This window comes from Roseateles sp. P5_D6 (assembly GCF_054049415.1).
In genome coordinates this window covers 84,516-109,839 of the sequence record NZ_JBFUMK010000011.1, presented here as the reverse complement: position 1 = coordinate 109,839, position 25,324 = coordinate 84,516, and the positions used below count along the sequence as shown (strand labels likewise).

At 66.7% G+C, this 25,324-nt stretch carries 19 protein-coding genes; 9 read left to right on the top strand and 10 right to left on the bottom strand.

From position 1 onward, the window contains the following. The first annotated feature begins 141 nt into the window (after positions 1-141). Together ACXJKM_RS16360 and ACXJKM_RS16355 are read left to right on the top strand one after the other, a co-directional pair. On the top strand, positions 142-2,640 hold the full coding sequence (locus ACXJKM_RS16360; RefSeq protein WP_457353718.1) for a glycosyl hydrolase 2 galactose-binding domain-containing protein: 2,499 nt from the start codon (positions 142-144) through the stop codon (positions 2,638-2,640). A gap of 158 nt (positions 2,641-2,798) precedes the next feature. Further along, a complete protein-coding gene (locus ACXJKM_RS16355) occupies positions 2,799-5,879 on the top strand; it encodes a TonB-dependent receptor (protein WP_056203880.1) in 3,081 nt (1,026 codons plus the stop codon). A 105-nt stretch (positions 5,880-5,984) separates the two neighbouring features. Here ACXJKM_RS16355 and msrA read toward each other — a convergent pair whose 3' ends face one another. The 6 genes from msrA to ACXJKM_RS16325 all read right to left on the bottom strand — a co-directional run bounded on the left by msrA (position 5,985) and on the right by ACXJKM_RS16325 (position 12,484). After that, on the bottom strand, positions 5,985-6,680 hold the full coding sequence (msrA, locus tag ACXJKM_RS16350; RefSeq protein WP_457353716.1) for a peptide-methionine (S)-S-oxide reductase MsrA: 696 nt from the start codon (positions 6,678-6,680) through the stop codon (positions 5,985-5,987). A 61-nt stretch (positions 6,681-6,741) separates the two neighbouring features. Further along, complete coding sequence (locus tag ACXJKM_RS16345; RefSeq protein ID WP_457353714.1) at positions 6,742-7,053, bottom strand: hypothetical protein; 312 nt, start codon at positions 7,051-7,053, stop codon at positions 6,742-6,744. Between the two features lie 22 nt (positions 7,054-7,075). Continuing rightward, positions 7,076-8,608 (bottom strand): tryptophan halogenase family protein, encoded by a 1,533-nt coding sequence (locus ACXJKM_RS16340; RefSeq protein WP_457353712.1) that lies wholly within the window; start codon positions 8,606-8,608, stop codon positions 7,076-7,078. Between the two features lie 60 nt (positions 8,609-8,668). After that, positions 8,669-10,159 (bottom strand): tryptophan halogenase family protein, encoded by a 1,491-nt coding sequence (locus ACXJKM_RS16335; protein WP_457353710.1) that lies wholly within the window; start codon positions 10,157-10,159, stop codon positions 8,669-8,671. Between the two features lie 2 nt (positions 10,160-10,161). Then, the gene (locus ACXJKM_RS16330; protein ID WP_457353708.1) at positions 10,162-11,547 is read right to left on the bottom strand and encodes a GH1 family beta-glucosidase; all 1,386 of its coding nucleotides are present in this window, start codon (positions 11,545-11,547) and stop codon (positions 10,162-10,164) included. A 13-nt stretch (positions 11,548-11,560) separates the two neighbouring features. Continuing rightward, a complete protein-coding gene (locus ACXJKM_RS16325; RefSeq protein WP_457353706.1) occupies positions 11,561-12,484 on the bottom strand; it encodes a PfkB family carbohydrate kinase in 924 nt (307 codons plus the stop codon). 181 nt (positions 12,485-12,665) lie between these two features. On the opposite strand from ACXJKM_RS16325, the gene ACXJKM_RS16320 reads away from it, so the two are divergent. The 3 genes from ACXJKM_RS16320 (at position 12,666) to ACXJKM_RS16310 (ending at position 16,529) form a co-directional block, all read left to right on the top strand. Beyond that, on the top strand, positions 12,666-13,712 hold the full coding sequence (locus ACXJKM_RS16320; protein WP_457353704.1) for a LacI family DNA-binding transcriptional regulator: 1,047 nt from the start codon (positions 12,666-12,668) through the stop codon (positions 13,710-13,712). A gap of 109 nt (positions 13,713-13,821) precedes the next feature. Beyond that, entirely contained in the window at positions 13,822-15,297 is a 1,476-nt protein-coding gene (locus ACXJKM_RS16315; protein WP_457353702.1) for an MFS transporter, read from the top strand. A 20-nt stretch (positions 15,298-15,317) separates the two neighbouring features. Then, positions 15,318-16,529 carry a glycoside hydrolase family 27 protein gene (locus ACXJKM_RS16310; protein ID WP_457353700.1) on the top strand — a complete coding sequence of 404 codons (1,212 nt, stop codon included), beginning with the start codon at positions 15,318-15,320 and terminating at the stop codon, positions 16,527-16,529. On the opposite strand, the gene ACXJKM_RS16305 is transcribed toward ACXJKM_RS16310, so the two are convergent. Further along, positions 16,513-17,370: a LysR family transcriptional regulator gene (locus ACXJKM_RS16305; protein WP_457353698.1), complete on the bottom strand. Its 858-nt coding sequence runs from the start codon at positions 17,368-17,370 to the stop codon at positions 16,513-16,515. The two genes, ACXJKM_RS16310 and ACXJKM_RS16305, sit on opposite strands and share 17 nt — an antisense overlap. Before the next feature lie 174 nt (positions 17,371-17,544). Between ACXJKM_RS16305 and ACXJKM_RS16300 the strand changes: the two genes are divergently transcribed. Then, positions 17,545-18,378, top strand: a complete 834-nt coding sequence (locus ACXJKM_RS16300) for a DMT family transporter (RefSeq protein WP_457353894.1) — start codon at positions 17,545-17,547, stop codon at positions 18,376-18,378. On the opposite strand, the gene ACXJKM_RS16295 is transcribed toward ACXJKM_RS16300, so the two are convergent. Further along, positions 18,375-19,244: an SDR family oxidoreductase gene (locus ACXJKM_RS16295; protein ID WP_457353696.1), complete on the bottom strand. Its 870-nt coding sequence runs from the start codon at positions 19,242-19,244 to the stop codon at positions 18,375-18,377. The genes ACXJKM_RS16300 and ACXJKM_RS16295 overlap by 4 nt on opposite strands. 141 nt (positions 19,245-19,385) lie before the next feature. Between ACXJKM_RS16295 and ACXJKM_RS16290 the strand changes: the two genes are divergently transcribed. Continuing rightward, positions 19,386-20,294 carry a LysR family transcriptional regulator gene (locus ACXJKM_RS16290; RefSeq protein WP_457353694.1) on the top strand — a complete coding sequence of 303 codons (909 nt, stop codon included), beginning with the start codon at positions 19,386-19,388 and terminating at the stop codon, positions 20,292-20,294. A 77-nt stretch (positions 20,295-20,371) separates the two neighbouring features. Here ACXJKM_RS16290 and ACXJKM_RS16285 read toward each other — a convergent pair whose 3' ends face one another. Continuing rightward, the gene (locus ACXJKM_RS16285) at positions 20,372-23,074 is read right to left on the bottom strand and encodes a TonB-dependent receptor (protein ID WP_457353692.1); all 2,703 of its coding nucleotides are present in this window, start codon (positions 23,072-23,074) and stop codon (positions 20,372-20,374) included. Between the two features lie 146 nt (positions 23,075-23,220). On the opposite strand from ACXJKM_RS16285, the gene ACXJKM_RS16280 reads away from it, so the two are divergent. Beyond that, positions 23,221-23,385, top strand: a complete 165-nt coding sequence (locus tag ACXJKM_RS16280; protein WP_457353690.1) for a hypothetical protein — start codon at positions 23,221-23,223, stop codon at positions 23,383-23,385. Between the two features lie 169 nt (positions 23,386-23,554). Here ACXJKM_RS16280 and ACXJKM_RS16275 read toward each other — a convergent pair whose 3' ends face one another. Continuing rightward, positions 23,555-24,280, bottom strand: coding sequence for an IclR family transcriptional regulator (locus ACXJKM_RS16275; protein WP_056203845.1), 726 nt, complete (start codon positions 24,278-24,280; stop codon positions 23,555-23,557). 69 nt (positions 24,281-24,349) lie between these two features. Here ACXJKM_RS16275 and ACXJKM_RS16270 point away from each other — a divergent pair, with 69 nt between their 5' ends. Beyond that, positions 24,350-25,318, top strand: coding sequence for an MBL fold metallo-hydrolase (locus ACXJKM_RS16270; protein WP_457353688.1), 969 nt, complete (start codon positions 24,350-24,352; stop codon positions 25,316-25,318). The last annotated feature ends 6 nt before the right edge of the window (positions 25,319-25,324 follow it).

Sequence of the window (25,324 nt, the reverse complement as noted above, 5' to 3'; positions counted from 1 at the left end):
TAGCTTTGCTTGTGGCGAAGCAGGAGACAAGCCGCGGCCGCGTTGAGGCGCGGCGCAGAGGCTGAACGGCGAAGCATGCCGTTCGGCTCGGGGTCTCCCGCCGCGGGCTGGTGTGCAACGCAACCGCAACGACTCCGACACGTGAGCCCTGAACGACTGATCGATCTGCATGACGGCTGGCTGCTGGCCGAGGCGCCCGAGGGCCTTGGCGGGCCGGCGCTGTCGGCTTTGCCCGCTGATGCCTGGCTGCCGGCCACTGTGCCCGGCACGGCCCATGGCGCGTTGCTGGCGGCCGGGCGCATTCCCGATCCCTTCTACGGCATGAACGAGGCCGAGGTGCGCTGGGTCGGCGAGCGCCGCTGGGCCTGGCGGCTGGGCTTCGAGGCCGGCGCACTGGCCGACCACGAGGACCTGGTCTTCGAGGGCCTGGACACCTATTGCAGCGTCTGGCTCAACGGCGAGAAGCTGCTGGCATCGGACAACATGTTCGTGCCGCGCCGGGTCGACGTGCGCCGCCGCCTGCAGCCCGGGCGCAACGAACTGCTGCTGTGCTTTGAGCCGCCGCTGCGCCTTGCCCGCGAGGTGGAGGCCGTGCATGGCAAGCGCCAGCTCTGGAACGGCGACAGCGCCCGTCTGCATGCTCGCAAGGCGCAGTACCACTTTGGTTGGGACTGGGGCCCCGAGCTCCTCGTCAGCGGCCCTTGGCGCGCGGTGCGCCGGCACAGCTGGTCGGCGCGCCTGGACGATCTGCACTGCCGCAGCGACGTGGATGTGGCCGGGCGGCGCGCGACGCTGCAGGTCTCGGCGCGGCCCGCCGGTGCCGCCGGCTTGCGCTGCGCCTTCGAGCTGCTGGACGCCGACGGCCGCAGCGTGGCCCGCCAGGTCGTGCCAGCCGATGCAGCGTGTGCGACCCTGAATGTCAGCGAGGCCCAGCTCTGGTGGCCCCGCGGCCTGGGCGGGCAACCGCTGTACACGCTGGTGGCCCACTTGCTGGACGGCGATCAGGTCGTGGCGCAGGACAGCCGCCGCATCGGCCTGCGCACGCTGCGCCTTGTGCAGGTCCCCGTCGAAGGCGAGGCGGGCAGCAGCTTCCATTTCGAGGTCAACGGCCAGGCCTTCTTTGCCGGCGGCGCGAACTGGATTCCCGACGACAACCTGCTGGAGCGCATCACGCCGGCGCGCTACCGCGAGCGCGTGGCCCAGGCGGCGGCGGCCAACATGAACATGCTGCGCGTCTGGGGCGGCGGCATCTATGAGCACGAGGCTTTCTATGAGGCCTGCGACGAGCTCGGCCTGCTGGTCTGGCAGGACTTCATGTTCGCCTGTGGTCTCTACCCCGCCAACGCCGACTACCTCGCCAGCGTGCGTGCGGAGGCTGAGAGCGCCGTGAAGCGTCTGCGCCACCACGCCTGCATGGCGCTCTGGTGCGGCAACAACGAGGACTACATGCTGGCCGAGTCCGTCGGCCTGGCCGGCCCGGGCGTGCCGGCCGAACGCTTCGAGGCGCGGGCGATCTACGAGGGCCTGCTGCCCGAGATCTGCGCGGCACTGGACCCGGACACCACCTACTGGCCGGGCAGCCCTTTCACCCCAGGCGACGGCGCCAAGTCCTCCGACGCGACCGTGGGCGACCGCCACAGCTGGGAGGTCTGGCACCAGCAGATGCTGCCCTACCAACGCTATGGCGACGTGCAGGCGCGCTTCGTCAGCGAATTCGGCATGCAGTCGCATCCCTCGCTGGCCTTGTTCGAATCGGTGCTGCCCAAAGCCGAGCGCTTCCCCGAGAGCCGCACGGTGCAGTGGCACAACAAGGCCGGCTCGGCGGCGGGGCCGGACGGGCATCGGCGCCTGTCGGTCTATCTGGCCGACAACCTGCGCGTGGGCGGCACGCTGGCGGACCACGTCTACGCGACGCAGTTCGTGCAGGCCGAGGCCATGCGGGTGGCCTACCAGGACTTTCGCCGCCGCTGGCAGCGGCCCGGCGCGCGCGCCGTGGGCGGTGCCCTGGTCTGGCAGCTCAACGATTGCTGGCCTGTGACGAGCTGGGCCCTCATCGACTCATCGGGCACCGTCAAGCCTGCCTGGCATGCCGTGCGCCGCGCCCTGGCGCCGCTGGCCGTGGCCGTGCGGCTGGAGACAGGGCAGGTGCGGCTGTCCGTCATGAACGGCGAGGCTCAGGCCTGTGAACTGGCGTTGCAGTTGCGCCTGTTCGCGATGGATGGACGCCAGCTCGCCAGCACCCGCGTCTTGCAAGCGGTTCCAGCGTCGACCAGCGTCGAGACGACCCAGCCTCTGCCGGGCTTTGACGAGCCGGTCGTCGCCGAGTTGTGCGCCTTCGATGCGGACGGCCACGAGGTCGCGCGGGATTGCGCCTGGACCGAACCCTTCAAGTTCTACCGCCTGGCCGGCGCGCGCATCGCCATCCAGGCCGAGGGCCAGGCCTTGCGGCTGAGCTGCGATCGACCGGTCAAAGGCCTTTGGCTCCAGCACCCGGGCCTGGATCTGGCGGACAACTTCATCGATCTGGTGCCTGGCGCCGAGCGCCTCGTTGGCTCGAGGATAGCGCTACCAGAATCTCTGGAAACCGTGGCACTCGAGTTGCCAGCACAGCACATCCATCTGCGGAGAAAGGAGGGTTGAATGCAGGAGCCATGCGTATATCCCCTATCCCTAGTAGTCCGGATGTCCGATTACTTGGACATTGTTAGCGTTACCAAATACCTGCGGCATAGAAACCAGCAGGACCGGCACGAGGCCCGCAAGGGCTGAGTGTTTCCCACCGAAGAGGAGCAAAGAGGATGAGACATTTCAAGAGGACAACGCTGTCCCTGGCGGCCGTGCAGGCGCTGGTTTGGGCAGCCACACCGGCGCTGGCGCAGAACACGCCCGCGCCAGCTCCAGCGGCAGCACCCGCGGCTGACAAGGCGCCTCAGGCCCTGGAGACCGTCATTGTTTCTGGGCGCCGCGCCGCGCTTGCGTCGGCGCAGAAACTCAAACAGGAATCAGACGAGATCGTCGACTCGGTCGTCGCCGACGAGATCGGCAAGCTGCCCGACCGCTCGGTGTCCGAGGTGCTGCAGCGCATCGTCGGGGCCACGATGTCGCGGGTGTCGTCGTCCAACGACCCGGTGCACTTCTCGGTCGAAGGGTCGGGCGTCAACATCCGCGGCCTGACCTATGTCAGCTCGACGCTGAACGGCCGCGAAACCTTCAGCGCCAACCAGGGCCGCACGCTGGGCTTCGAGGACGTGCCGCCCGAGCTGATGGCCGGCGTGGACGTCTACAAGAACCCCTCGGCCGAGCAGATCGAGGGCGCCATCGGCGGCCTGGTGAACCTGCGCACGGCCCTGCCCTTCGACTTTCCCGGCTTCAAGGGCTCGATTTCGCTCGACGTCTCGCGCAACAGCCTGGCCAAGAAGAACAAGCCCAGCGTCTCGGGCCTGCTGTCCAACACCTGGAACACCGACGCGGGCAAGTTCGGCGCGCTGATCGACGTGGCGCATTCGCTCAGTTCCAACCGCACGGACGGCCTGGTGCTGGACCCGTTCTACAAGGCCACGCCGACCAGCCCGACCTGGTTCTCCCGCGACATGTCGTGGAAGCAGCAGTTCTACGACCGCACGCGCGACGGCATCTACGGCGCGCTGCAATGGAAGAAGGACGACGTCGAGTCCTCGCTGACCTTCTTCCGTTCCAAGTTCAAGTTCAACTGGAACGAGAACAACGTCAGCGCCCAGGTCGACCCCTACAACGTCGAGGTGCTGGACGGCACCTACGACGCCAACGGCGTGATGACCAAGGGCGTGCTGACCGGCAAGAAGGACGCCAACGGCAACTACACCGGCATCGAGGTCGAGAACCAGACGCGCTACTCCAAGCGCAACTCGCAGACCGATGAACTGGCCTGGAAGATTTCCGGCAAGGTCAACGAGCAGCTGACGCTGACGTCTGACTTCCAGTACATCCGCTCCAAGACCAACAACTTCGACTCCACGGTCGGCACCGCTGTAGCCCTGCCCAAGGAGACCGTGGACTACACCGGCTCGATGCCGCGCCTGGTGTTCGACGCCAGTGACATGGCCGTCCTCAACGACCCCAGCAAGTACTACTGGGCGATGATGATGGACCACCTGGACAAGGGCAAGGGCACGCAAAAAGCCTGGAAGGGTGATGCGCGCTGGGTCTTCCACGACAACAAGATCCTCAACGACCTGCGCGTGGGCGTGCGCATCGCCAAGCGCGACGCCGAGACCATCAACAGCAACCCGAGCTACAACTGGGCGACCATCACCCACGCCTGGCAGGTGGGCTGGAACATCGGCGACCTGGCCTACATCACCAAGGCGCCGGATATCCCCACCTACAAGAACAACTACGCCGACTTCATGGGCGGCGGCAAGGCCAACCTCCCGTCGCTGTATTTCCCGGCGGCTTCGGTGGCCTTCGACTGGCCCAACAGCTACAACAAGCTGCACCAGCTCTACCTGAACGAGTGCACGAACTTCAAGCCGGGCTGGGATGGTGCGGGCTGCCCGCAGCAGGCCAACAGCATCCAGGGCGGCGGCAAGTGGGCTCCTACTTCCTTCGGCACCGACCCGGCCGGTCGCAACACCCAGGCCGAGACCACCACGGCGGGGTATGCACAGCTGCGCTTCTCCTTCGATGAGGTGGGCCTGCCCATCGACGGCAACGTCGGCCTGCGCGCAGTCCACACCAAGAACCAGGCCGACGGCTACACCATCCTGACCACGCAGGCCGCACCGCCCGGGGCGGTTGGCTTGGCCGTGCCGCAGCTGACACCGTTCGCCAAGGAGCAGAACTTCAACCAGAGCTTCACGGACTACCTGCCCAGCCTGAACCTGAAGTGGAAGGCCACGGCGGACGGCGCGCTGCAGTTCCGCTTTGCTGCGTCCAAGGCCCTGGCGCGCCCGCAGTTCAGCCAGATGCAGGGTTTCCTGTCGATGTCGCAAACCATCGAGGTCGATGCGCAAAGCGTGCCGCCCAACGTCAAGAAGATCAACCTGACCGGCACGGCCAGCGGCAACCCCGAGCTCAAGCCCATCCGCTCCGACCAGGAAGACGTGACGGCCGAGTGGTACTTCGCGAAGAACGGCTCCGTGACTGCCGCCGTCTTCAACAAGAACCTCAAGGACATCATCGTCAACCAGGCTTTCAACCGCACGGTCAACGACGCCAACGGCAAGCCGGTCAACTTCGTGCTGAACGGCCCGGTCAACGGCGCCAAGGGTTATGCGCGCGGCTTCGAAGTGGCCTACCAGCAGTACTTCGAGGGCCTGCCCTCGCTGCTGCAGGGCATTGGCCTGCAGGCGAACTACACCTACGTGGACAGCAAGGTGAAGCGCTACAACGCGGTGTACACGGGCTACTGCTCGCCCGGCGCAGGCCAGGACAACCTGAACCTGTACATCAACGGCTGTGACACCGATGGCCGTTCCTTCGGCGATATGCCGCTGGACAACCTGTCGAAGAACACCTTCAACATCGCGCTGCTCTACGACCGTGGTCCGGTCTCTGCCCGCATTGCCTACAACTACCGCGGCAGATACCTCTACGGCGTGGCGCTGAACTCCGACAACACCGGCCCCAACCAGACCAATGCGCTGGACACCAACCCGGCGAGCGCCAACTTTGGTCAGCACAACCTGCCCGTGGGCCTGCCGCTTTGGGCTGACGGCTATGGACAGGTCGACGCAGGTCTGCACCTGAAGATCGGCAACGATCTGTCCCTGGGTGTCGATGCCACCAACCTGACGAACAAGACGTACAAGCAGATCATGCAGCAGCACATCGGCATGATCGGCCACAACTACTTCACGTCGGGCCGCGGCTATCGCGTCAGCATGCAGTACAGCTTCTGAGCTTGACGAAGGGCGGGCCGCCCGGCCCGCCCGCCACTCGCAAGACCCGGCACCGCGGTTGGCTCCGCGGTGCTTTTTTTATGCGCGTCGGCCACTGGGCCAGGATCAACGCGCCTGCTTCACCAGCATGGGCTCGCTTCTGAACCGTTCGCCGAAAAGCCGCTTCAGCGCCGTGATCTTGGGCAGGTCGTGGAACACGATGTAGGGGTCTCGCGGGTTGTCGACCAAGTAGTCCTGATGGAATTTCTCGGCGGGATAGAAGTTGCCCCTGTTCTCCACCTTGGTCACGATGGGCTTGCCGTAGAGCCCTGTCGCGTCCAATTGCGCGATGTAGGCCTGGGCCGTCTCGCGCTGCGCCGCGTCGGCGGGAAACAGGGCCGAGCGGTATTGGCGGCCGATGTCCGGTCCCTGGTGGTTCAGCTGCGTCGGGTTGTGTGCCACGGAGAAGAAGACCTGCAGCAAGGCGCCGTAGGTGACCTGCGATGGGTCGAACGTCACCTCGACCGCCTCTGCATGGCCGGTGCGGCCGCTGGTGACCTGCTTGTAGTTAGCCGTGCTCGCCGTGCCACCCGCGTAGCCGGAGACGGCCTGCTGCACGCCCTGCACATGCTGGAACACACCCTGCACGCCCCAGAAGCAACCACCGGCGAACACCGCGGTCTGCAGGCCGGTTGCCGTGGGTGCCGGATCCTGGGCCGGCGGCGGGATGCTCACCGACTCGCCGGCGGCAGCGCAGCCACCTGCCAGGCTGCCAAGCAGCAGCGCAGCGGCGAATCGGCGGCGGGACGGCAGTGAGGTCATGGCTTTCGATCCGAAGTGAAGCGGGCGGCTGGATGCGAAAGCGTAGGCCGACATGGCGGGTTCAGGCAACCCGCCGTTCGGCCGTCACTTCCGGAACTTGCGGACCAGGTCCTCGACGCAAGGCCCGTCGCTCCGACCTAAACGCCTCTTGCTGTCGTCCGGCGCGGCAGCCGTGGGTGGCGGCTTCGTAGAGCGGGGCCAGTCCGTCGAGGCCGTCCGGGCGGTGCGGCGTGTTCTCGCACAGATAGTCGAACAGCCGCGAGTGGGCCGCCTGGAACGCCTCGGGCTGCTCCCGCTTCAACAGCGCCCCGAAGTACTCGTGGATCAGCGGGTGGGCGTCGATCGCGTCGGGCGAGACGGAGAGCAGTTCCACCTCGCTCAGCCGTTTCGCGTGATCAGACTGGCATCGCCGGACAGTAGCGCCGCACGAACTCCGCGTGCTCCGGCATCACGGCCACGCATTGCGCGATGGTGTCGGACACGCCCTTGAAGTAGGCCACCGTCTCCTCCACGCCCTGCAGCTCGGCGAGCGCCAGCCAGCCCTTGGGGCGCAGGTTCTGGCCTTCCATGACCTCCAGCCAACTCGGCTCGCGGAACAGGTCGCCGTCGACATTGGCCAGGCGGCCGCTGGAGGCATACAGCGCCATGCGCCAGCGCAGGGCCTCGGGAATGGCCATGGCCGCGCAGGCCTTCCAGAACTCGCTGTCGTCGCGCTGGTTCAGGTGATAGTGCAGCACGATGAAGTCGCGCACGTATTCGTAGCGCTCGCGGCTCTGGCGGTTGTACTCGGCGATCTCCAGGGCGTCGAAGCCACTGTGGGGGAAGGCCTCGATGAGCTTGGCCACGCCCATCTGGATCAGGTGCAGGGCCGTCGACTCCAGCGGCTCGACGAAGCCGGCCGACATGCCGATGGCAACCACATTGCGCCGCCACGCCTCCTCACGCATGCCGGTGCGGAACTTGATGATCCGCGGGTCGGCGAGCGGCTGGCCGTCGAGATTCTTCAGCAGCACGCCGGCGGCCTCGTCGTCGCTGACATGGCTGCTGGAATAGACATGGCCGTTGCCGACGCGGTGCTGCAACGGAATGCGCCATTGCCAGCCGGCCCGGTGCGCGGTCGAACGCGTATAGGGCAGCAGCGGGCTCGTGCTCTCGCTGGGCACCGCCACGGCGCGGTCGCAGGGCAGCCAGTGGCTCCAGTCCTCGAAGCCGGTTCCCAGGGCCTTTTCGATCAGCAGGCTGGCAAAGCCGGAGCAGTCGAGGAAGAGGTCGCCCTCCACCAGTTCGCCGCTTTCCATCTGCACGGCGCGCACATGGCCTTCGGCTGGCCCCGGTTCTTCATTGAGCAGCACGCGCACGACCTTGCCTTCGGTGCGGCGCACGCCGCGCTGCTCGCTCAGGGCACGCAGGTGCTTCGCGTACAGCGACGCGTCGAAGTGATAGGCATAGCCGAGTGCGGCCATCGGCGAGTTCTGCATGTCCGGCCGCGGCAGCATGAAGCGGTTGGCCTTGGCCGCCATGTTGGAGATGACGTAGGCGTCCAGCGGCAGCGCGCGGCCCAGCGCGCGCAGGCGCAGCCAGTATTGCGAGAAGTCCACCGGCCACAGCGCCTCGCGGCCGACGCCGCCGAAGCCGTGGAAATAGCGCTCGCCCTGGCGGCCCCAGTTGACGAATTCGATGCCGAGCTTGAACGTACCTTGCGTGGCCTTGAGGAACTCCGCCTCGTCGATCTTGGCCAGGCCGTTGAACATGCGGATGGGTGGGATGGTCGCCTCGCCGACGCCGATGATGCCGATCTCGTCGGACTCGACGAGGCGGATCTCATACGGGGGCTTGAGCACCGCGCTCAGCGCTGCCGCCGACATCCAGCCCGCGGCGCCACCGCCCACGATCACGACCCGCCGTAGCGGCTTGCCGATGTTCTCCATTCGAGTCCCCGTATTTCTTGTGCGCGAGTCTATGGACGCGCACTATTTTCGGCATGGGCGCTATCCCGCAGCACCGCTCAAGCGTGCACGCAGAAAGCTGTCGTGGTCAGGCATGCCGGCGGCCAGCGCGGCAATGGCCTGATGGCGCTCGGTGAGATAGCGGGCTGCCAACTCAGCCGGCATCTCGTCCGGCCAAGGGCTGCGGCGCCGCGGCCAGTCGCCCATGCCGGCGTGGATGGCCAGCCAGCTCGCCGTGTCGAAGGCCTCGTTGTCGTAGGCATGCAGGGTGCCGGTCTCGCGCCAGGCATGCAGCTTGTAGTCCAGCGACTCGGGCAGCGGCATGCTCGTCAGCGTGCGCCAGAACTCGCTGTCGCGGCGCTCGCTCAATGCATAGTGCAGGATGATGAAGTCGCGGATGCGCTGGTACTGGCGCAGCTGCTGCACGTTGAAGCCGACCGCGGCCTGTGCGTGGTCGGCCTCGCCGAGCAGCGGAATGAGCCGGCCCAGCGCGTTGTGCACCATGAAGATGGCGGTGGACTCCAGCGGCTCCAGGAAGCCGGCGGCCAGGCCGATGGCGACGACGTTCTTGACCCAGAAGCGCTCGCGGTGGCCGGTGCGAAAGCGCAGCAGCCGCGGCTCGGCCAGCATCGGCGCGTCGAGCTGGGCCAGCAGCTGTTCGCGCGCCCGTCCCTCGTCGATGAAGCGGCTGCTGAACACATGGCCGTTGCCGGTGCGGTCCTGCAGCGGGATGCGCCAGGCCCAGCCGGCCTCCAGCGCCGTCGAGCGCGTGAAGGGCGCGAGATCGCCCGGTGCGCGCTCGGTGGGCACGGCCCAGGCGCGGTCCACTGGCAGCCAGTGGCCGTAGTCAATGAAACGCTGCTCGAGCGTCTGGCCGATCAGCAGCGACGCCAGGCCGGAGCAGTCGATGAAGAGATCGCCCTCGACCTCGCGCCCGTCGGCAAGGCGCAACGCGCGCACGCGGCCGTCCTCGTGGCGCTCCACGCCGACGACGCGCCCCTCAGTGCGCCTCGCGCCGCGACCTTCGGCCAGGCGGCGCAGGAAGGCGGCGTAGAGCGTCGCGTCGAAGTGGTAGGCGTAGGTGTAGCGCGAGGCCAGGCTGTCCTCGCCTTCTGCAGGCCTGCAGAATCGGCCTTGGCGCGCCATCACCGTCGGCAGGCAGAACTCGCCCAGCGGCGTGCCAGGGCCTGTCTGCAGGCGGCGCAGCTGGCCCCACAGCGCCATCGGGCCGTCCAGTGGGCCGAAGTCGCCGAAGGTGTGGAAGTAGTGCTCGCCGCGCTGCTTCCAGTCGCAGAACTGGATGCCGAGCTTGTAGCTGCCGCGCGTGGCGGCGAGAAACTCAGCCTCGTCAATGCCGAGGATGTCGTTGAAGCTGCGGATCGACGGAAAAGTGGCTTCGCCGACGCCGATGATGCCGATCTCCTCGGACTCGACCAGCTCAACGGCGACGCCGCGCAGCCCCGTCGTCAGTGCGGCGGCCGACATCCAGCCAGCAGAGCCGCCGCCGAGGATGACGACGCGCCGGATATCCATGCTCAACGCGCCGCGGCGCGCTCCTTCAGGAAGTCCGCATACGCCAGCGCACTGCGCTTGAGCGTGCGCTGCTGCGTCTCGAAGTCGACATGCACGAGGCCGAAGCGGCGCTCGTAGCCGAAGGCCCATTCGAAGTTGTCCAGCAGCGACCAGATGAAATAGCCGCGCACGTCCACGCCGTTGTCCATGGCACGTGAGCATGCCGCGAAATGCTGCTTGATGTAGGCCTGGCGTTGCTGGTCGTCGATCTCGCCGGCGCTGACCTGGTCGTCGCTCGACATGCCGTTTTCGGTGATGTAGAGGGGCGGCAGATTGGCGTAGTCGCGCTTGAAGGCTTCGAACAGGTCCTGCAGGCCTTGCGGGTAGACCTCCCAGTCCATCGTCGTGCGCTCGACCTCGGGGTGGCGCACCCAGTCGATGGTGTCGGGGCCCTTGGAGCGCAGCACGGCGCGGCTGTAGAAGTTGATGCCCAGGTAGTCGATGGGCTGCTTGATGAGGTCCATGTCGCCGGGCAGCACCAGGGGCTCACAGCCCTTCCACAGCCGCCACAGGTCGGCCGGGTATTCGCCCTTGAGCAGCGGGTCCAGCACCCAGCGGTTCTGGTAGGTCTCGAACAGCGAAGCGGCATCGCGGTCTTCGGCTGTGTCAGTGTCGGCATAGCCCGGCGCGCAGTTGGCGACGATGCCGTGCAAGGCCGTCGGGTCGTTGGCGCGCAGGATGGGCAGCGCCAGGCCGTGCCCCAGCAGCAGATGGTGCATGGCCTGGGCGGCCCAGCGGTTGGACTTGAGGCCGGGCGCGTGGTGCCCGTCGCCATAGCCAAGATAGGCTGAGCACCAGGGCTCGTTGTGCGTCGTCCAGGCCGCCACGCGGCCGCCACCGAGTTCGCGGCTCATCAGCTCGGCGTAGTCGGCAAAGCGGTAGGCCGTTTCGCGGTTCAGCCAGCCGCCGCGGTCTTCGAGGTGCTGGGGCAGGTCCCAGTGATACAGCGTGACGAAGGCGCGGATGCCGCGCTTGGTCAGGCCATCGAGCAGGCGCTTGTAGAAGTCGATGCCCTTCGCATTCGGCCGGCCGGCCTCGTCCATCACGCGCGGCCAGGCGATGGAGAAGCGGTAGGCGTCCACACCCAGGCGCTGCAGGATGTCCAGGTCTTCTTCAAAGCGGTGGTAGTGGTCGCAGGCCACATCGCCGTTCTCGCCGCGCAGCACCTTGCCCGGCGTCGCGCAGAAGCGGTCCCAGATGGATTCGAGGCGGCCGTCCTCGTGTGCGGCACCTTCGATCTGGTACGACGAGGTGCCGGCGCCGAAGATGAAGCCGGGGCGGCGCATGGCCGAGCCGGCGGGCGGCGCGACGAGGTCGGCCAGGGAGGTGGGAGGCGGAGTCAGGTCCATGTCGGGCAGTCGTTCAGGCAGAGGTCGGCAGCGCATGCAGGGCGGTGCGCCAGGGTTGCAGGGCAAGAGGTTCGGCGGGTAGCGGGCCGCGCACGCCGCAGATGAAGGAGGCGTAGCGATTGGCCAGGGCCAGCGTGGCGGGCAGGTCACGGCCCAGCGACAGGCCGGCCAGCAGCAGGGCCGTGAAGGCATCGCCGGCGCCGACGGTGTCGATCATGTGCGGCTGGGTGACGCCAGCCCCCTGCGCCAGCAGCACGCCGCCCGGCGCGTAGAAGCGCCAGCCGCTTGCGCCGCAGGTCAGCACCAGGCGTTGCAGTGCAAAACGTGCCATCAATGCGCTGGCGCGGCCGGCGTCGTCGGGCGCGCCGGCATCGAACCAGCCGGCCAGTTGGGCCAGTTCTTCGTCGTTGACCTTGACCCAATCGGCCAGCATCAGCGACTCGGCGGCCAGCAGTCGGGTTTCAGTGCCGGCCCGCAGGTTCAAGTCCAGGAAGCGCGTGCCGGTGAAAGGCTTGACGAGGGCGCGCAGGGCCGCGCGCGAGGCGGGCTGGCGTTGGGCCAGACTGCCGAAGTAGAGCCACGCTGGCGCCGTTTCAGCGAGGTGAGGGCGGGCGGCCGCGGCGTCGATATGGTCCCAGGCGGCGTCGCCATGAATCTCGAAGTGGTGGCCTCCGGCGTCCTCGTGCACGCTGACGCGGCCGGTGGCGTGCTGCGGGTCGCGCTGCACGCCGGCGCTGTCCAGGCCGTAGCGGCGCGCACTGTCGAGCACGAGGCGGCCGTTGTCATCGGCCGCGCCAATGCGGCTGATGAACAGGGCCGGCGCGCCCAGGGCGGCGAGCGAGCGCGCCACGTTGAAGGGCGCGCCACCCGCGACGGGTCCGTCATGGAATTCGTCGACCAGGGCTTCGCCGAGGACGGCGATGGGGCAGGGGAGCATGGCGGCGGCGCTTGGCGCGCTTCGTCGGTGGTTCGGAAATATTCTATGCAACAGCGATTGTTTAGTGAACAATGTCCAGCCTAGGTTTTGCCCCCGGTACAGGGTGTACCCGGGGCCGCTGGGGTGCCGATGCACAATCGCGCCCGATGCGACGTGCTAAACAACAGCGGGAGCTCGGGTGATGGCCGACAAGGGAGTGACGATTCGCGAATTGGCCGAGGCCGCGGGCGTGTCCATCGGCACGGTGTCGCGCGCGCTGAAGGGCCAGCCCGGCCTGTCGGAGCAGACTCGCGCCCAGGTGCTCGGCGTGGCCCAGCAGATGGGTTATGACGTCGGCAAGCTGCGCACCGGCAAGCCACGCCGCATGCTCTTCCTGTACAGCCGCAGCCTCGGCTCGCTGGCCAACAACCCCTTCTATTCCTATGTGCTGCACGGCGCCGAGACGGCCTGCCGCGAGGCCGGCGTGCCGCTGAGCATCATGTCGGTGCTGGCAGGTGACGACGTGGCCGGCCAGGTACGCCGCCATGAGGCCGAGGCGCTGCTGGGTGCCGGCTATTTCGACCCCGAGGCCATGGAATCCATTCGCCGCTGCGAACTGCCGCTGGTGCTCGTGGACCACTTCTACCCCGGCGTGCGCTGCGTCAATGACGACAACCAGCTCGGCGCCTGGCTGGCGACGCGCCACCTGCTGGAAGGCAGTTCCCAGCGCATCGCCGCCATCTTCGGGCCGCTGGCGCATTACTCGACGTCGCTGCGCGCCAAGGGCTTCCGCCGCGCCTTGTTCGAGGCCGGCCGCCTGTTCGACCCCGACTACGAAGTCACGCTGGACCCGGCGCTGGAATACGGCGACGCCGGCCGCGATGCAATGAGCCGCCTGCTGGCCCTGCCCAACCCCCCGGACGCGGTCTTTGCCTACAACGACTCGACGGCCATGTTTGCCATCGAGGTCTGCCTTGAGCGTGGCCTGCGGGTGCCCGAGGACATCCGCTTCATCGGCTACGACGACATCGAGGAGGCTGCCCGCAACAAGCCGCCCCTGTCCACTGTGAAGATGGACAAGGAAGCACTTGGCAACGTCGCCGCACGCGCCCTCATCGAAGGCGATGTCGCACCCAATGACGCGTCGCTGCCGGTGGAACTGGTCGTGCGCGAGAGTTCCCGTTTCGTCGCGACGCCTGAAGCCGAGGCCGCGCCGCGCAAGGCCAGGCGCAAGACCGCAGCTGTCTAGGTGGCTGCCTAGGTAGTTGCACCGCCTTTCGTTCGTGCGATCAACGAACGAAAATAGGACTGTTTACTAAAAATACCGCCTCGCTCAGCGCCAGGCGAAGGAGACAGTCTTGATCGCCGATCCCGAAGGGGCCGCCATGCCGCCCGTGCAGCGCCCGACCGCCTCCGTGCCGCCAGCGCCAACACTTGCGGCCGACCGCGTGCCCGCGCGGCAGAAGATCGGCTTCGGCCTGGGCTCCTTCCTGGATATGTGGGGCCACTGGCTCTACCAGTCGTTAGCCTTTCACGTCTTCAACATCTTCCTCGGCGTGGCGCCGGGGCTGATCTCCACGGTCATCTTCCTGAAGATCGCGGTCGATGCCGTTTCGGACACGCTGTTCGGCTGGCTCTCCGACAACGCCCGCACGCGCTGGGGGCGCCGCCGCCCCTTCATCCTGGTGGGCGGCATCCTCGCCGGCATCGGCCTGCCACTGATGTTCGCCGTCGGCCGCGGCTGGAGCGACAACGAATACTTCATCTTCATGCTGGTCTCGACCTGCCTGTACGTGCCGGTCATGAGTTGCTTCAACATGCCCTGGAACAGCCTGGGCGCCGAGATGACGCCCGACTACCACGAGCGCACGCGCGTGATGTCATGGAAGAACGCGATCCAGAAGCTCCCCGAGCTGGCGATGTTCGTGGCGGCCCAGTTCACGACGCTGGCCTTCTTCAATGATGCGAAGGGCAATCCGGACATCCTGCTGGGTGCCCAGGTCTACACCAGCATCCTGGGCGGCATCATGGTGGTGGTCTCCATCGCCATTTTCCTGCTGACCCGCGAACGCTACTACCAGAAGGTCGTGGCGCAGACCCGGCAGCGCGTGCCCTTCAAGGACACCCTGTACCGCACACTGAAGAACAAGCCCTTCCGCCAGATGCTGGGCACGATGATGGCCTACAACATGGCCACCTCCATGGTGGGCATGCTGGGCTACTACGCCACCGTCTACTACGTCTGCGCCGGCAACGTCGTTGAGGCCACCAAGTGGAACTCGATGATGGGCATCGCCGGTCTGGTCTGCGGCCTCGTTGGCATCGCCTTTGCCGGGTGGGTGGCCAGGCACTGGGGCAAGCGCAATGCGCTGATGACGGTGCTGGTGCTGGGCATCCTCGCCTTCGTCGGCGACTGGTTCTTCTACAACCCGCAGCTGCCCTGGCTGCAGTTGTTTGCCAGCGGCGGCGTGGCCTTCGTCGGTGCCGGGTTCTGGACGATCTACGGCTCGGCGATGGCCGACGTCATCGACCATGACGAGCTCGGCAGCCGACAGCGCCGCGAGGGTTCGTTCGCCGCCTGCGGCTCCTGGATCTCCAAGGTCGGCCTCGCCTTGGGCAACGGCGCCTCCGGCTGGGTGCTGATGTTCACCGGCTTCAACGCTAAGCTGCCGGTGCAGGGCGAGGATGCGCTGTTCATGATCCGGGTCGCCCTGTCGGGCATTCCCATCCTCGGGCTGCTTATCGCCCTCTACATCGTGTCCCGCTACTTCCTGACCGAGCGGCGCATGAACGAGATCCGCGCCGAGCTGGAAGCGCGCCGCGGCACCGTCTGACTTTTTTCGGAGTTTTCCCCATGACTTCAACCTGGCTCGGCCGCGCATTGCTGGCCCTGTCGACCTGCGTCTTCATTGCCGGCGCCCAGGCCGCTCCGCACGAGACACTGAAACTCGACGCCCCCAAGCCCAATCTCGCGCCTACGCCGCCGATGGGCTGGAACTCCTGGAACAAGTTCGCCTGCAACGTCAGCGAGACCCTGATCCGCCAGCAGGCCGACGCGATGGTCGCCTCCGGCATGAAAGACGCGGGCTACCGCTACATCGTCATCGACGACTGCTGGCAGAAGAGCCGCGACGCGGACGGCAACATCCAGGCCGACCCCGAGCGCTTCCCATCGGGCATCAAGGCACTGGCCGACTACGTTCATTCCAAGGGCCTGAAGTTCGGCCTTTATTCCGATGCCGGCGCCGCAACCTGCGGTGGCCGCCCCGGCAGCGCTGGCCACGAGTTCCAGGATGCGCGCCAGTATGCGAAGTGGGGCGTGGACTGGCTGAAATACGACTGGTGCTACACCGGCCCGCGCACCCCCGAAGCGGCCTACACCATCATGGCCAAGGCGCTGCGCGAATCGGGCCGTGACATCGTGCTGTCCATCTGCGAATGGGGCGGCAGCCAGCCCGGCCGCTGGGCCCATCCCGTCGGCCATCTGTGGCGCACGACGGGCGACATCTGGGACGCCTGGAAGGGCAAGAAGGAGTGGTCGCACGGCCTGCTGGACATCATCGACATGAATGCCGACCTGTGGGCCGACGCCGCGCCCAACGGCTGGAACGACCCTGACATGCTCGAGGTCGGCAACGGCGGCATGACGACGACGGAGTACGAGAGCCACTTCTCGATCTGGGCCATGCTGGCCGCGCCGCTGGTGGCGGGCAACGACATGGCGAAGATGGATGCGGACACCCGCCGCATCCTGACCAATGCCGAAGTCATCAAGGTTGACCAGGACCCGCTGGGCCGGCAGGGCCGTCGCGTCTGGCGCCAGGGCAACCTGGAGGTCTGGGTGCGCACGCTGGCCGGTGGCGAACGTGCGGCCGTGCTGTTCAACCGCGGCGAAACGGCGGCCGACATCAAGGTGACGTGGGAGCAGCTGGACCTCGCGCCGCGCATCAAGGCTGAGGTCCACGACCTGTGGTCGGGCAAGAAGACCCGCGGCGTCTCGGGCGAGGTCGGCGGCAGCGTGAAGCCTCACGGCGTGATGATGGTGCGTATCAGCCCGACACCCTGAGCGTCTCGATCAGCATCCGCCGCAGGCTGTCCACCGCCTTGTTGCCCTTGGACGTCTTGCTGCGGTAGACGGCTACCTGCATCGGCTCCAGCGGTCCCAGGCCCTGTTCGGCGCCCAGAAGTTGCAGATGCGCCGGCGCGCTGCACTGCGTCAGCACGGCCACGGCCAGGCCGCTCTCGACGGCTGCGATCTGCCCTGCCAGGCTGGAGCTGTTGTAGACGATCTTGTAGGGCCGGCCCTGCAGGGCGAGGGCGTTGATGGCGCTGCGCCGGCCCAGGCTGGCCTCCTCGTAGACTGCAATGGGCAGCGGGTCGCGCCGCCAGATCTCAAACTGCGGGGAGCCGACCCAGACCATGGGCTCGTGGAAGAGCAGGGTGCCGCGCCGTGCGTGGTCGCGCGAAACCAGGGCCAGGTCGAGATCGCCACGCGCCACGCGCGGGATCAGCGAGGTCGACTGCTCGCAGTCCAGCTGAATCTCAACGCCGCCATGGCGCGGCGCAAAGCGCTTGAGGACCGGTGTCAGGTATCTGCGGGCGTAGTCATCCGGTACGCCCAGGCGCACGACACCTGAGACATCGTCCTCGCGCAGCGCCGCCTGGGCCTCGGCCTGAAGGTCCAGCATGCGTCGCGCATAGCCCAGCAGGGTCTGGCCCTCATGCGTCAGTTCCAACTGGCGCGCATCGCGCCGAAGCAGGCGGTGGCCGACGGCCGCCTCCAGCTTCTTGAGCTGCATGCTGACGGCCGACTGCGAGCGGTGGATCTCGGCCGCGGCGCTGGACAGGGAGCCAGCATCGACGGTGGCCACAAAGCATTTCAGCCAGTCGATCTGCAGATCGCGCATGAATTCGAAAAGCGGATGATTTGGAAGCGAATTATGTGCTTTTCGGATTCGCGGCCGACCGGCACATTGGCGGCCATGAAGTACCTCAATCCCGCCCCAACCGCATTACCCGCCAAGCTTGCCCGGCCGCCCGGCATCACGGCCGGCCCGCTCGACGCCCGCGCCGGCGGCGTCATGCTCCTGCTGTGCTGCCTCTGGGGCCTGCAGCAGGTGTCGCTGAAGGCGGTGACGGCGCAGGCCGGCCCGATGCTGATGATCGGCCTGCGCTCCGGCATCGCCCTGTTGCTGCTCGCCGGTCTGATGCGCTGGCGCGGCGAGGCGCTGGATCGCCGCCGCTGGGCAGCCGGCGCCGCGGCGGGCTCGCTGTTCGCGCTGGAATTCCTGCTCGTGGCCCTGGCGCTGCAGTTGACCCAGGCTTCCCACGTCGTCGTCTTCCTCTACACCTCGCCGCTGTTCACGGCCCTGGGCCTGCATTGGCGGCTGCCGGCCGAGCGCCTCGACCGGCGTCGCTGGGCGGGCATAGGCCTGGCATTCGGAGGCATCGCGCTGGCCTTCCTGCGCGGCGGTCTGGCCCCTGACGGCTCTGCGCTGCTGGGAGATCTGCTCGCGGTGCTGGCCGGCCTGGCCATGGGCGCTACGACGGTGACCATCCGGTGTACGCGCTTGGCCGCCGCACCGGCGACCGAGACGCTGTGCTACCAGCTGCTCGGCGCCTTCGTGCTGCTGCTGCCGGGTGCCTGGGCGACGGGTCAGTGGCGCTTCGAGCCGACTGCCGCCGTCTGGGCCCACCTCGCCTTCCAGAGCCTGGTCGTGTCCTTCGCCAGCTTCCTGGCCTGGTTCTGGTTGCTGCGTCGCTACCTAGCCTCGCGCCTGGGCGCCTTCACCTTTATGACGCCACTGTTTGGCGTGCTGCTGGGTGTCTGGTTGCTGGGCGAGGCGTTGTCGCCCAGCTTCGTGGCCGGCAGCCTGCTGGTGCTGGCCGGCGTCGTCCTGGTTAGCAAGCCTTAGGTCGCCACCCGCTCGGCCACGAAGGCCTGGTAGGTCCGCAGCGGGCGGCCCAGCATCTTTTCCAGCGTCTGGGTAGCGCCGGCGGCGGGAATCTGCCCGAGCTGCTGGATGCGGCTCATCATCAGGCGCAGGTCGTAGGCCATCCAGGCGGGCACGTGCTGCGCGGCCAGTTGTGCCTCGAAGGCCTGCACGTCGTCGCCGCCGTAGCGGATCTCGCGATTCAGCGCCTGGCCCCAGACAGCGGCGGCCGTCTCGCCGGTGAAGACCTCGGTGCCGGCCACTTCCAGCGTCAGGCGGGGCAGGGGTTCCGGCGACCGGTCGCGACGCAGCAGCTCGGCCACGGCGATGTCGGCGATGTCGCGCACGTCCACCATCGCGCAGCCCTTGGCGCCGATGGGCATCGGAAAGACGCCGTAGCCTTCGATGACGGACTGGATGGCGGCGTCGTTCTGCATGAAATAGGCCGGGCGCAGGATGGTCGCCGGCAGATCCAGGCTTTCGATCATGCGCTCCACGGTGTGCTTGCCGGTGAAGTGGGGCACGTCGGTGTAGAGGTCGGCGTGGATGACCGACAGATAGACGATGCGCTGGATGCCGGCTTCACGGGCGACGCTGAGCGCCTGCAGCGACTGCGTGACCTCGTCGGGGGCGAGGGCGTTCAGCAGGAACAGCGTGCGAACGCCGCTCATCGCCAGGCGCAGGGAGTTCACGTCGCCGAGGTCGGCGACGACGCCCTCGACGCCGGCGGGCAGGGACAGGGCGCCGGTGCGGCGGACCATCGCCTTGACCTGGGCGCCTTGCTTGGCCAGGCCTTGGACGACGAGGGAACCGACGGTGCCGGTGGAACCGATGACGAGGATGCTCATGATGGACTCTCTTGAAAGCTGATTGAGGGGAAGGACCAGGGCCAGGCGATTTGTTTCGCTGGCTTGGACGAAAGATAGGCCGTTGCAATCCATAAACACAGACGCCAAAATCAGGACAATGTGTCTTCGAATTGAGACGATATGGACCTGAACGCCCTGACCGACTTCAACCTCGTGGCCACGCACGGTGGCTTTGGCCGAGCCAGCCGGGCCAGCCGGCGCTCCAAGGCCACGCTGTCCAGGCGCGTGGCGGACCTGGAGGAGCAACTGGGCGTGCGCCTCATCGAGCGCGGCGGCAAGGGACTGGAGCTGACCGAGGCCGGCCAGCTGCTGCTCAGCCGTACCGAAGGGCCCATGCACGAGGTGGCCGATGCGATCGGCGCGGCGCGGGAAGGCAGCGGCAAGGTGGTCGGGCGCCTGCGCGTGGCGGCACCCATCCTGTTTTCACAGCTGGCGATGGGGCGGCTGTGCGCGGAGTTCCGCGGGCTCTATCCCGACGTCACTCTGGAGGTGGTGGCGGAAGACCGCGTGGTGGATCTCGTCGACGAGCAGTTCGACGTCGCCATCCGCCCCAACCCGCGGGTCGACACGGCGCTGGTGGGCCGCTGTTTTGCGAAGGACCGCCTCGTGGTCGTCGCCGCGCCGTCCATCGCCAGGCCCGCGCCTGGCGCTGCGGCCGTGCGTGTGCCCGCCGTCGTCAGCGCCTATCGGGACGGCGAGACCTGGTCTGTCGACGAGGGCCGCTTGCTGATCGAGCCCGTGCCGGTGCTCAGGCTCTCGTCGATGCTGATGCTCAGGGACGCCGCGCTGGCCGGCGCCGGTGCCGCGCTGGTGCCGCGGTCCATCGTCGGGCAGCAAGTCGATGACGGCGAACTGGTGCAGTGGGGCAGCCTGGACGGCAAAGAGGTCGAGCTGTGGGTGCTGCACACCTCCCGGCGCCTGGCCAGCCCGAAGGTGAAGGCCTTCGTCGACTTCATGAGCACCCGCTTTCCGGAGGGTGCGCTGGTGCTCCCGCTCAGGACCTCAAGTCAAAGCAGGTCGCCGCTGTAGCGGTCGGCCTTGGCCACGACAAAGAAAAAGCCGCTCAGGCAAGCTGAGCGGCTTTCGGGGCTGAGCCCGTTGGGAGCTTAGAACGAGTAGGTGCCGCGCACGTAGTAGGTGCGGCCTGCTGCGTTGGCGTAGCGCGAATCCCAGCCGCCAGACTGGAACAGGTCGGCCTGGTTGGTGAACGGCGGGTCGCGGTCGAACAGGTTGCGAACGCCCAGCACCAGGGAAGCGCCCTTGATCGGCGACCAGCTGCCGTACAGGTCGGTCGTCGTGAATGCCGAGACGTGGTTGGTCGGCGTGAAGTCCACGTAGCCGGACTTGTAGTGCACCGCCGTACCCAGCGCGAAGCTGCTGTAGGCCCAGTTGGCCGTCAGGTTGTGCTGCCACTTGAAGATCGGGCCGGCACCGGAGTAGATGCCAACGTTCTGGTTCCACGGGCCCGACGGGTAGTCCTGGTACTCGTACTTGTTGACGAAGGTGCTGTTCAACGCGAAGTCGAACTGGCCGACGTTGGAACGCAGGCGGTACTGGGCGCTCAGGTCGATACCGTTGGTGTTGGTGCCGCCCAGGTTCTGGTTCAGCTGTTCAACGTAACCGCACTTCGGACCCGGGCAGTTGCTGGTGATGGACAGCAGGTTGCCGGGCTGGGCGAAGTGGAAGTACTGCTGCCACTGCGTGTAGTTCTGGAACAGCGTCGACTGCGGCAGCACGGCGATCGCGTTCTTGATCTTGATCGCCCAGAAATCGATGCCCAGGCTCAGGTCGGCCATGGGTTCGAACACGGCGCCCAGGGTGTAGTTCTTGGCCTTCTCAGGCTTCAGGTTGGGGTTGCCGCCGTTCTGGACCTGGAACTGACCATTGCAGTTGGCCTGCGATGCGCCGGGGATGGGGGTGCCGCCCGGGCAGTTGATCGGGTTGTTGAAGTTGCCGGCCGTGTTGGTGAACGAAGTCGAGCTGTAAAGCTCGAACAGCGTCGGCGCGCGGAAGCCCGTCGATGCCGAGCCGCGGAACAGCATTTCCTTGCTGGGCTGGAAGCGGAACGACAGCTTGGGATTGGTGCTGTCACCGAAGTCGCTGTACTTGTCGTAGCGCACCGAGCCGGTCAGCTCAAGCATCTTGTTCACCGGCACGTTGACTTCGGTGTACAGGGCGCCGACCTTGCGCGTGCCCTTGGAAGTCGCCTCCGGATCGACGCCGGTCGACGCCGAGACGAGTTGGGCAAATTCCTTGACCGGGTGCGAATCGAAGTTTTCCTTGCGGTACTCGCCACCCACGGCGATCTGCGCCGGGCGGCCAGCGCCCAACCAGTCACCCAGTTCGCGGCTCGCCGTGATCTTGAAGATGTTGACCTTGCCGGTGGCGGTCTGCAGCTTGCCGTTCAGGGCCGCCTTTTCCAGCAGGGCGGTACCGGCGGCGCTCTGGGCGCCGAAGGGGTTGATGACGCCTTCGAGCAGGCCTTCGCCGATCATGTCGCCGTCGCCGTAGCCACCCGTGAGGTTCTGGTCGACCGTGTTCTTGTTGGCCGAGAACTTGACCGAGTAGTCCCAGTTGAGGGCGTTGCCTTCGGCCGACAGCACGATGCGGCTTTGCTTGTTCTCGTTCATCTGGGCGCGCGAACCGTTGGGGAAGTCGCGCCAGAAGACGTAGGCGAAGCCCGGCTGCACGGCCACCGGGTTGGCGAAGGCAGCAGAGGGGTTGAAGATGGTAAGGCCGGCCGTGCCGTCATCGAAGGTCGGGTCGATGTGCGCCGTGGGGAAATAGGGGTTCTTTTGACCATTGGGCATGGTCGGGTTCATGTAATAGCCGCCGTAGGGCACGGGGGCGATGCGCGTCGTGACCCGGTTGCGGGTCAGGAAGCCTTCTGCACCCAGTTCCAGCGAATCATTGACGCGCAGCGTGCCCTTGAGCATGCCGGACGCCGTGTCCGACTTGGGCGCGAAGTCAACGAAGTTGGGCGTGACGATCTTGCATTGCGTGCCGCCGGCAATCGGGATCAGGGCGGTGCCCGCGCAGGCCGGAGCGGCCGGGTTGTAGAGCGCGCTGAAATCCTGGGTGTAGTTGGCCGGATCGGTGCTGTTGGACAGGCCACCGACGATGCGCTTGTTGAAGTCGCGCTCGTTGCCGGCGATCGGGTCTTCCTTCTTCATGCTGAGGAAGCCGGAGAGGTTGAAGCCCTGCTTGTCCAACTCGCCGAAGCCGAAGCCGACGTTGGCGCTCTTGGCGCGGCCACCTGCATGCTTGGGCCTGTCATAGCCCAGCGTGATGGTGCCGCCGTTGTAGCTCTTCTTCGTGATGAAGTTGATCACGCCGCCGATGGCGTCCGTGCCGTACAGGGCCGAGGCGCCGTCGCGCAGCACTTCGATGCGGTCGATCGCAGCGAAGGGGATCATGTTCAGGTCGGGCGCCGAGCCGTCGACCGCGTTGTTGGCGATGCGCTCGCCGTTCAACAGCACCAGGGTCTTGTCGGCACCGATGCCGCGCAGGTCGGCGAAGGAGGCGCCGCCGCTGCCCGAGCCGATGGACTGTGCCGCGTTGGTCGACTGCTGGACGCCCACCAGGTTGGCCATCACCTGTTCGACGGAGGTCACGCCGGCACTGCGCAGATCGGCCATCTTGACGATGGTGACCGGCACCGAGGATTCGGCGTCGATGCGCTTGATCGCCGAACCGGTGACGGTCACTCGCTCGATCTGCTGCGGTTCCGCGGGGGCTTGTTGGGCCCAAGCGCTGAGACCGCCGACGGTCATCAGGACCGCGGCGGCGATTTTGGTTTGCTTATGCATCACTGCTCCAGAAAGGAATGGCAAGCGGGTGTGTTGCCAGACGGTTCAGCCAAGAGACAAACCGCCCGATCGGGCGGCGGCTGAAGCAAATTCTCGGAGCGCGCGAAATTCAGACCGGCTTGGGAAAACCCCTAGCCATTCTTCAAATGCAGCTGATGCAGGGCCGTTTTGGAGCGCAAGTCATTGATCGCAATGAGATTTATCGCGCCCCCCAAGCATGCGCGGGTGTGGCTGGAATGCTGCAGTTTGCCAACCAGCAATCCATCTTCACGTTCCGCCATGGTTCGGCAGCATGTGAAGATCAAATGTGACCATCTATCTCTTTATTTGATCAGATATGACGTTAAGAGATATGTTTTGAATCACAAGTTGCCAACTGAGTCGAAAGATTCTTGAACTCGTGTTCCAGGTCGCAAAAATAGTTTGCTTGGTTTTCAGCAAAACTTGCTGTCGCCTGCCTGTCGTGGCGGCTGAGATGTTTCATCGGCCCAGGCGCCGTGACAACAGCGCTGCAGCATCCCGCAACGCGGCGGCCAGCGGTGCTTGAAGACTGATGTCCAAGCCGGCAGTGGGCCCGATGGCTGTCAAGGCCAACACCAGGCGCCCGGAGGCGTCGAAGACGGGTGCGGCCGCAGCGCTGACCCCGGCGACGACGCTGTCCCGCGACGTGGCCAGGCCCGCCGCGCGCACGGCGGCGATGACAGCCTCTTCCGGCAGGGTCTGCGCCAGCGCCGCCGCTTCCTCGGTGCGATAGGCCGCGAACAAGCGCCCCGACGCCGTGCCCGCCAGGCTCATCACCGTGCCATGGCGCATGCTGATGTGCACGGGCGTCGGCCCCTCGGCCACGCGCACGATGGTGGGGCCGTGTGTGCCCCAGACGGCAATGGCGACCGTGTGGCCGATCTTTTGGGCCAGTTCCTCGATGACAGGCGTGGCCAGCCTCACTGGGTCGTACTGCTGCAGGCTGATGAGGCCGAGCTGCAGTGCCAGCGGCCCGAGGCCATAGGGCCCGCTGCCGCCCTCCTGTTCCACGAGGCCGAGTTTGATGAAGCTGACGAGGTAGGGATGGGCCTTGGCCGGCGTCATGCCAGCCTCTCGGGCCAGGTCCTTCAATGCCATGGGCCTGCCGCGGTGGGCCAGTGCCAGCAGCAATTGACCACCCACTTCGATGCTCTGGATGCCTCGCGGGGCCTTGGGCTCAACCATGCTGAAAATTCTATATTGGTGAATTGATTTGTAATAGGATAAATTTCGGCTTCGATGTTGGAGACCCGCATGACGACCAAAGCCTTTGCCTCGCAAGCCGACCTGGAAGAGAAAAGGGTCACCTTCGAACGTCTGTCCGAGCACGCCTGGGCCTACACCGCCGAGGGTGACCCCAACACCGGCATCGTCATCGGCCGCGATGCGGTCATGGTGGTGGACACCCAGGCCACGCCCGTCATGGCGGCCGACGTGATCCGTCGCATCCGCGAAGTGACGGCCGCACCGATCAAGTACGTGCTGCTCAGCCACTACCACGCGGTGCGCGTGCTGGGCGCGTCGGCCTTCAAGGCCGAGGGCCTGGAGCAGGTCATTGCCAGCGACGCGACGCTGGCGCTCATTAAGGAGCGCGGCGAGCAGGACAAGGCCAGCGAGATCGGCCGCTTCCCGCGGCTGTTCCGCAACGTCGAGTCCGTGCCGGCAGGGCTGACCTGGCCGACGCTGACGTTCAGCGGCCGGCTCACGCTGGACCTGGGCGGCGTCAAGGTCGAGATGTTCTCGCCCGGCCGCGGCCACACGGCCGGTGACACCGTGGCCTGGCTGCCCGAGGAGCGGGTGCTGTTCAGCGGCGACCTCGTCGAGTTTGATGCGACGCCTTACTGTGGTGACGCCCACTTCGCTGACTGGCCTGGGACGCTCGACGCCATCGCCGCGCTGAATGCCACCGCCCTCGTGCCGGGCCGCGGCCCGGCGTTGAAGGGCGTGGAGCAGGTCGCCGCAGGCCTGGCCGGCACGCGCGCCTTCGTCAGCGAGCTGTATGCGGCCGTGCAATCGGGCGTGACCGCTGGTGAGGAGTTGAAGGCCGTGTATCAACGCACGATGGCCGCGCTGCGCCCCAAGTACGGCCACTGGGTCATCTTCGACCACTGCATGCCTTTCGACGTGACGCGCGCGTTCGACGAGGCCGGCGGCACCGCCCACCCGCGCATCTGGACAGCCGAGCGCGACGTCGACATGTGGAAGGCGCTCGAAGGCGCTTGAGGTCGG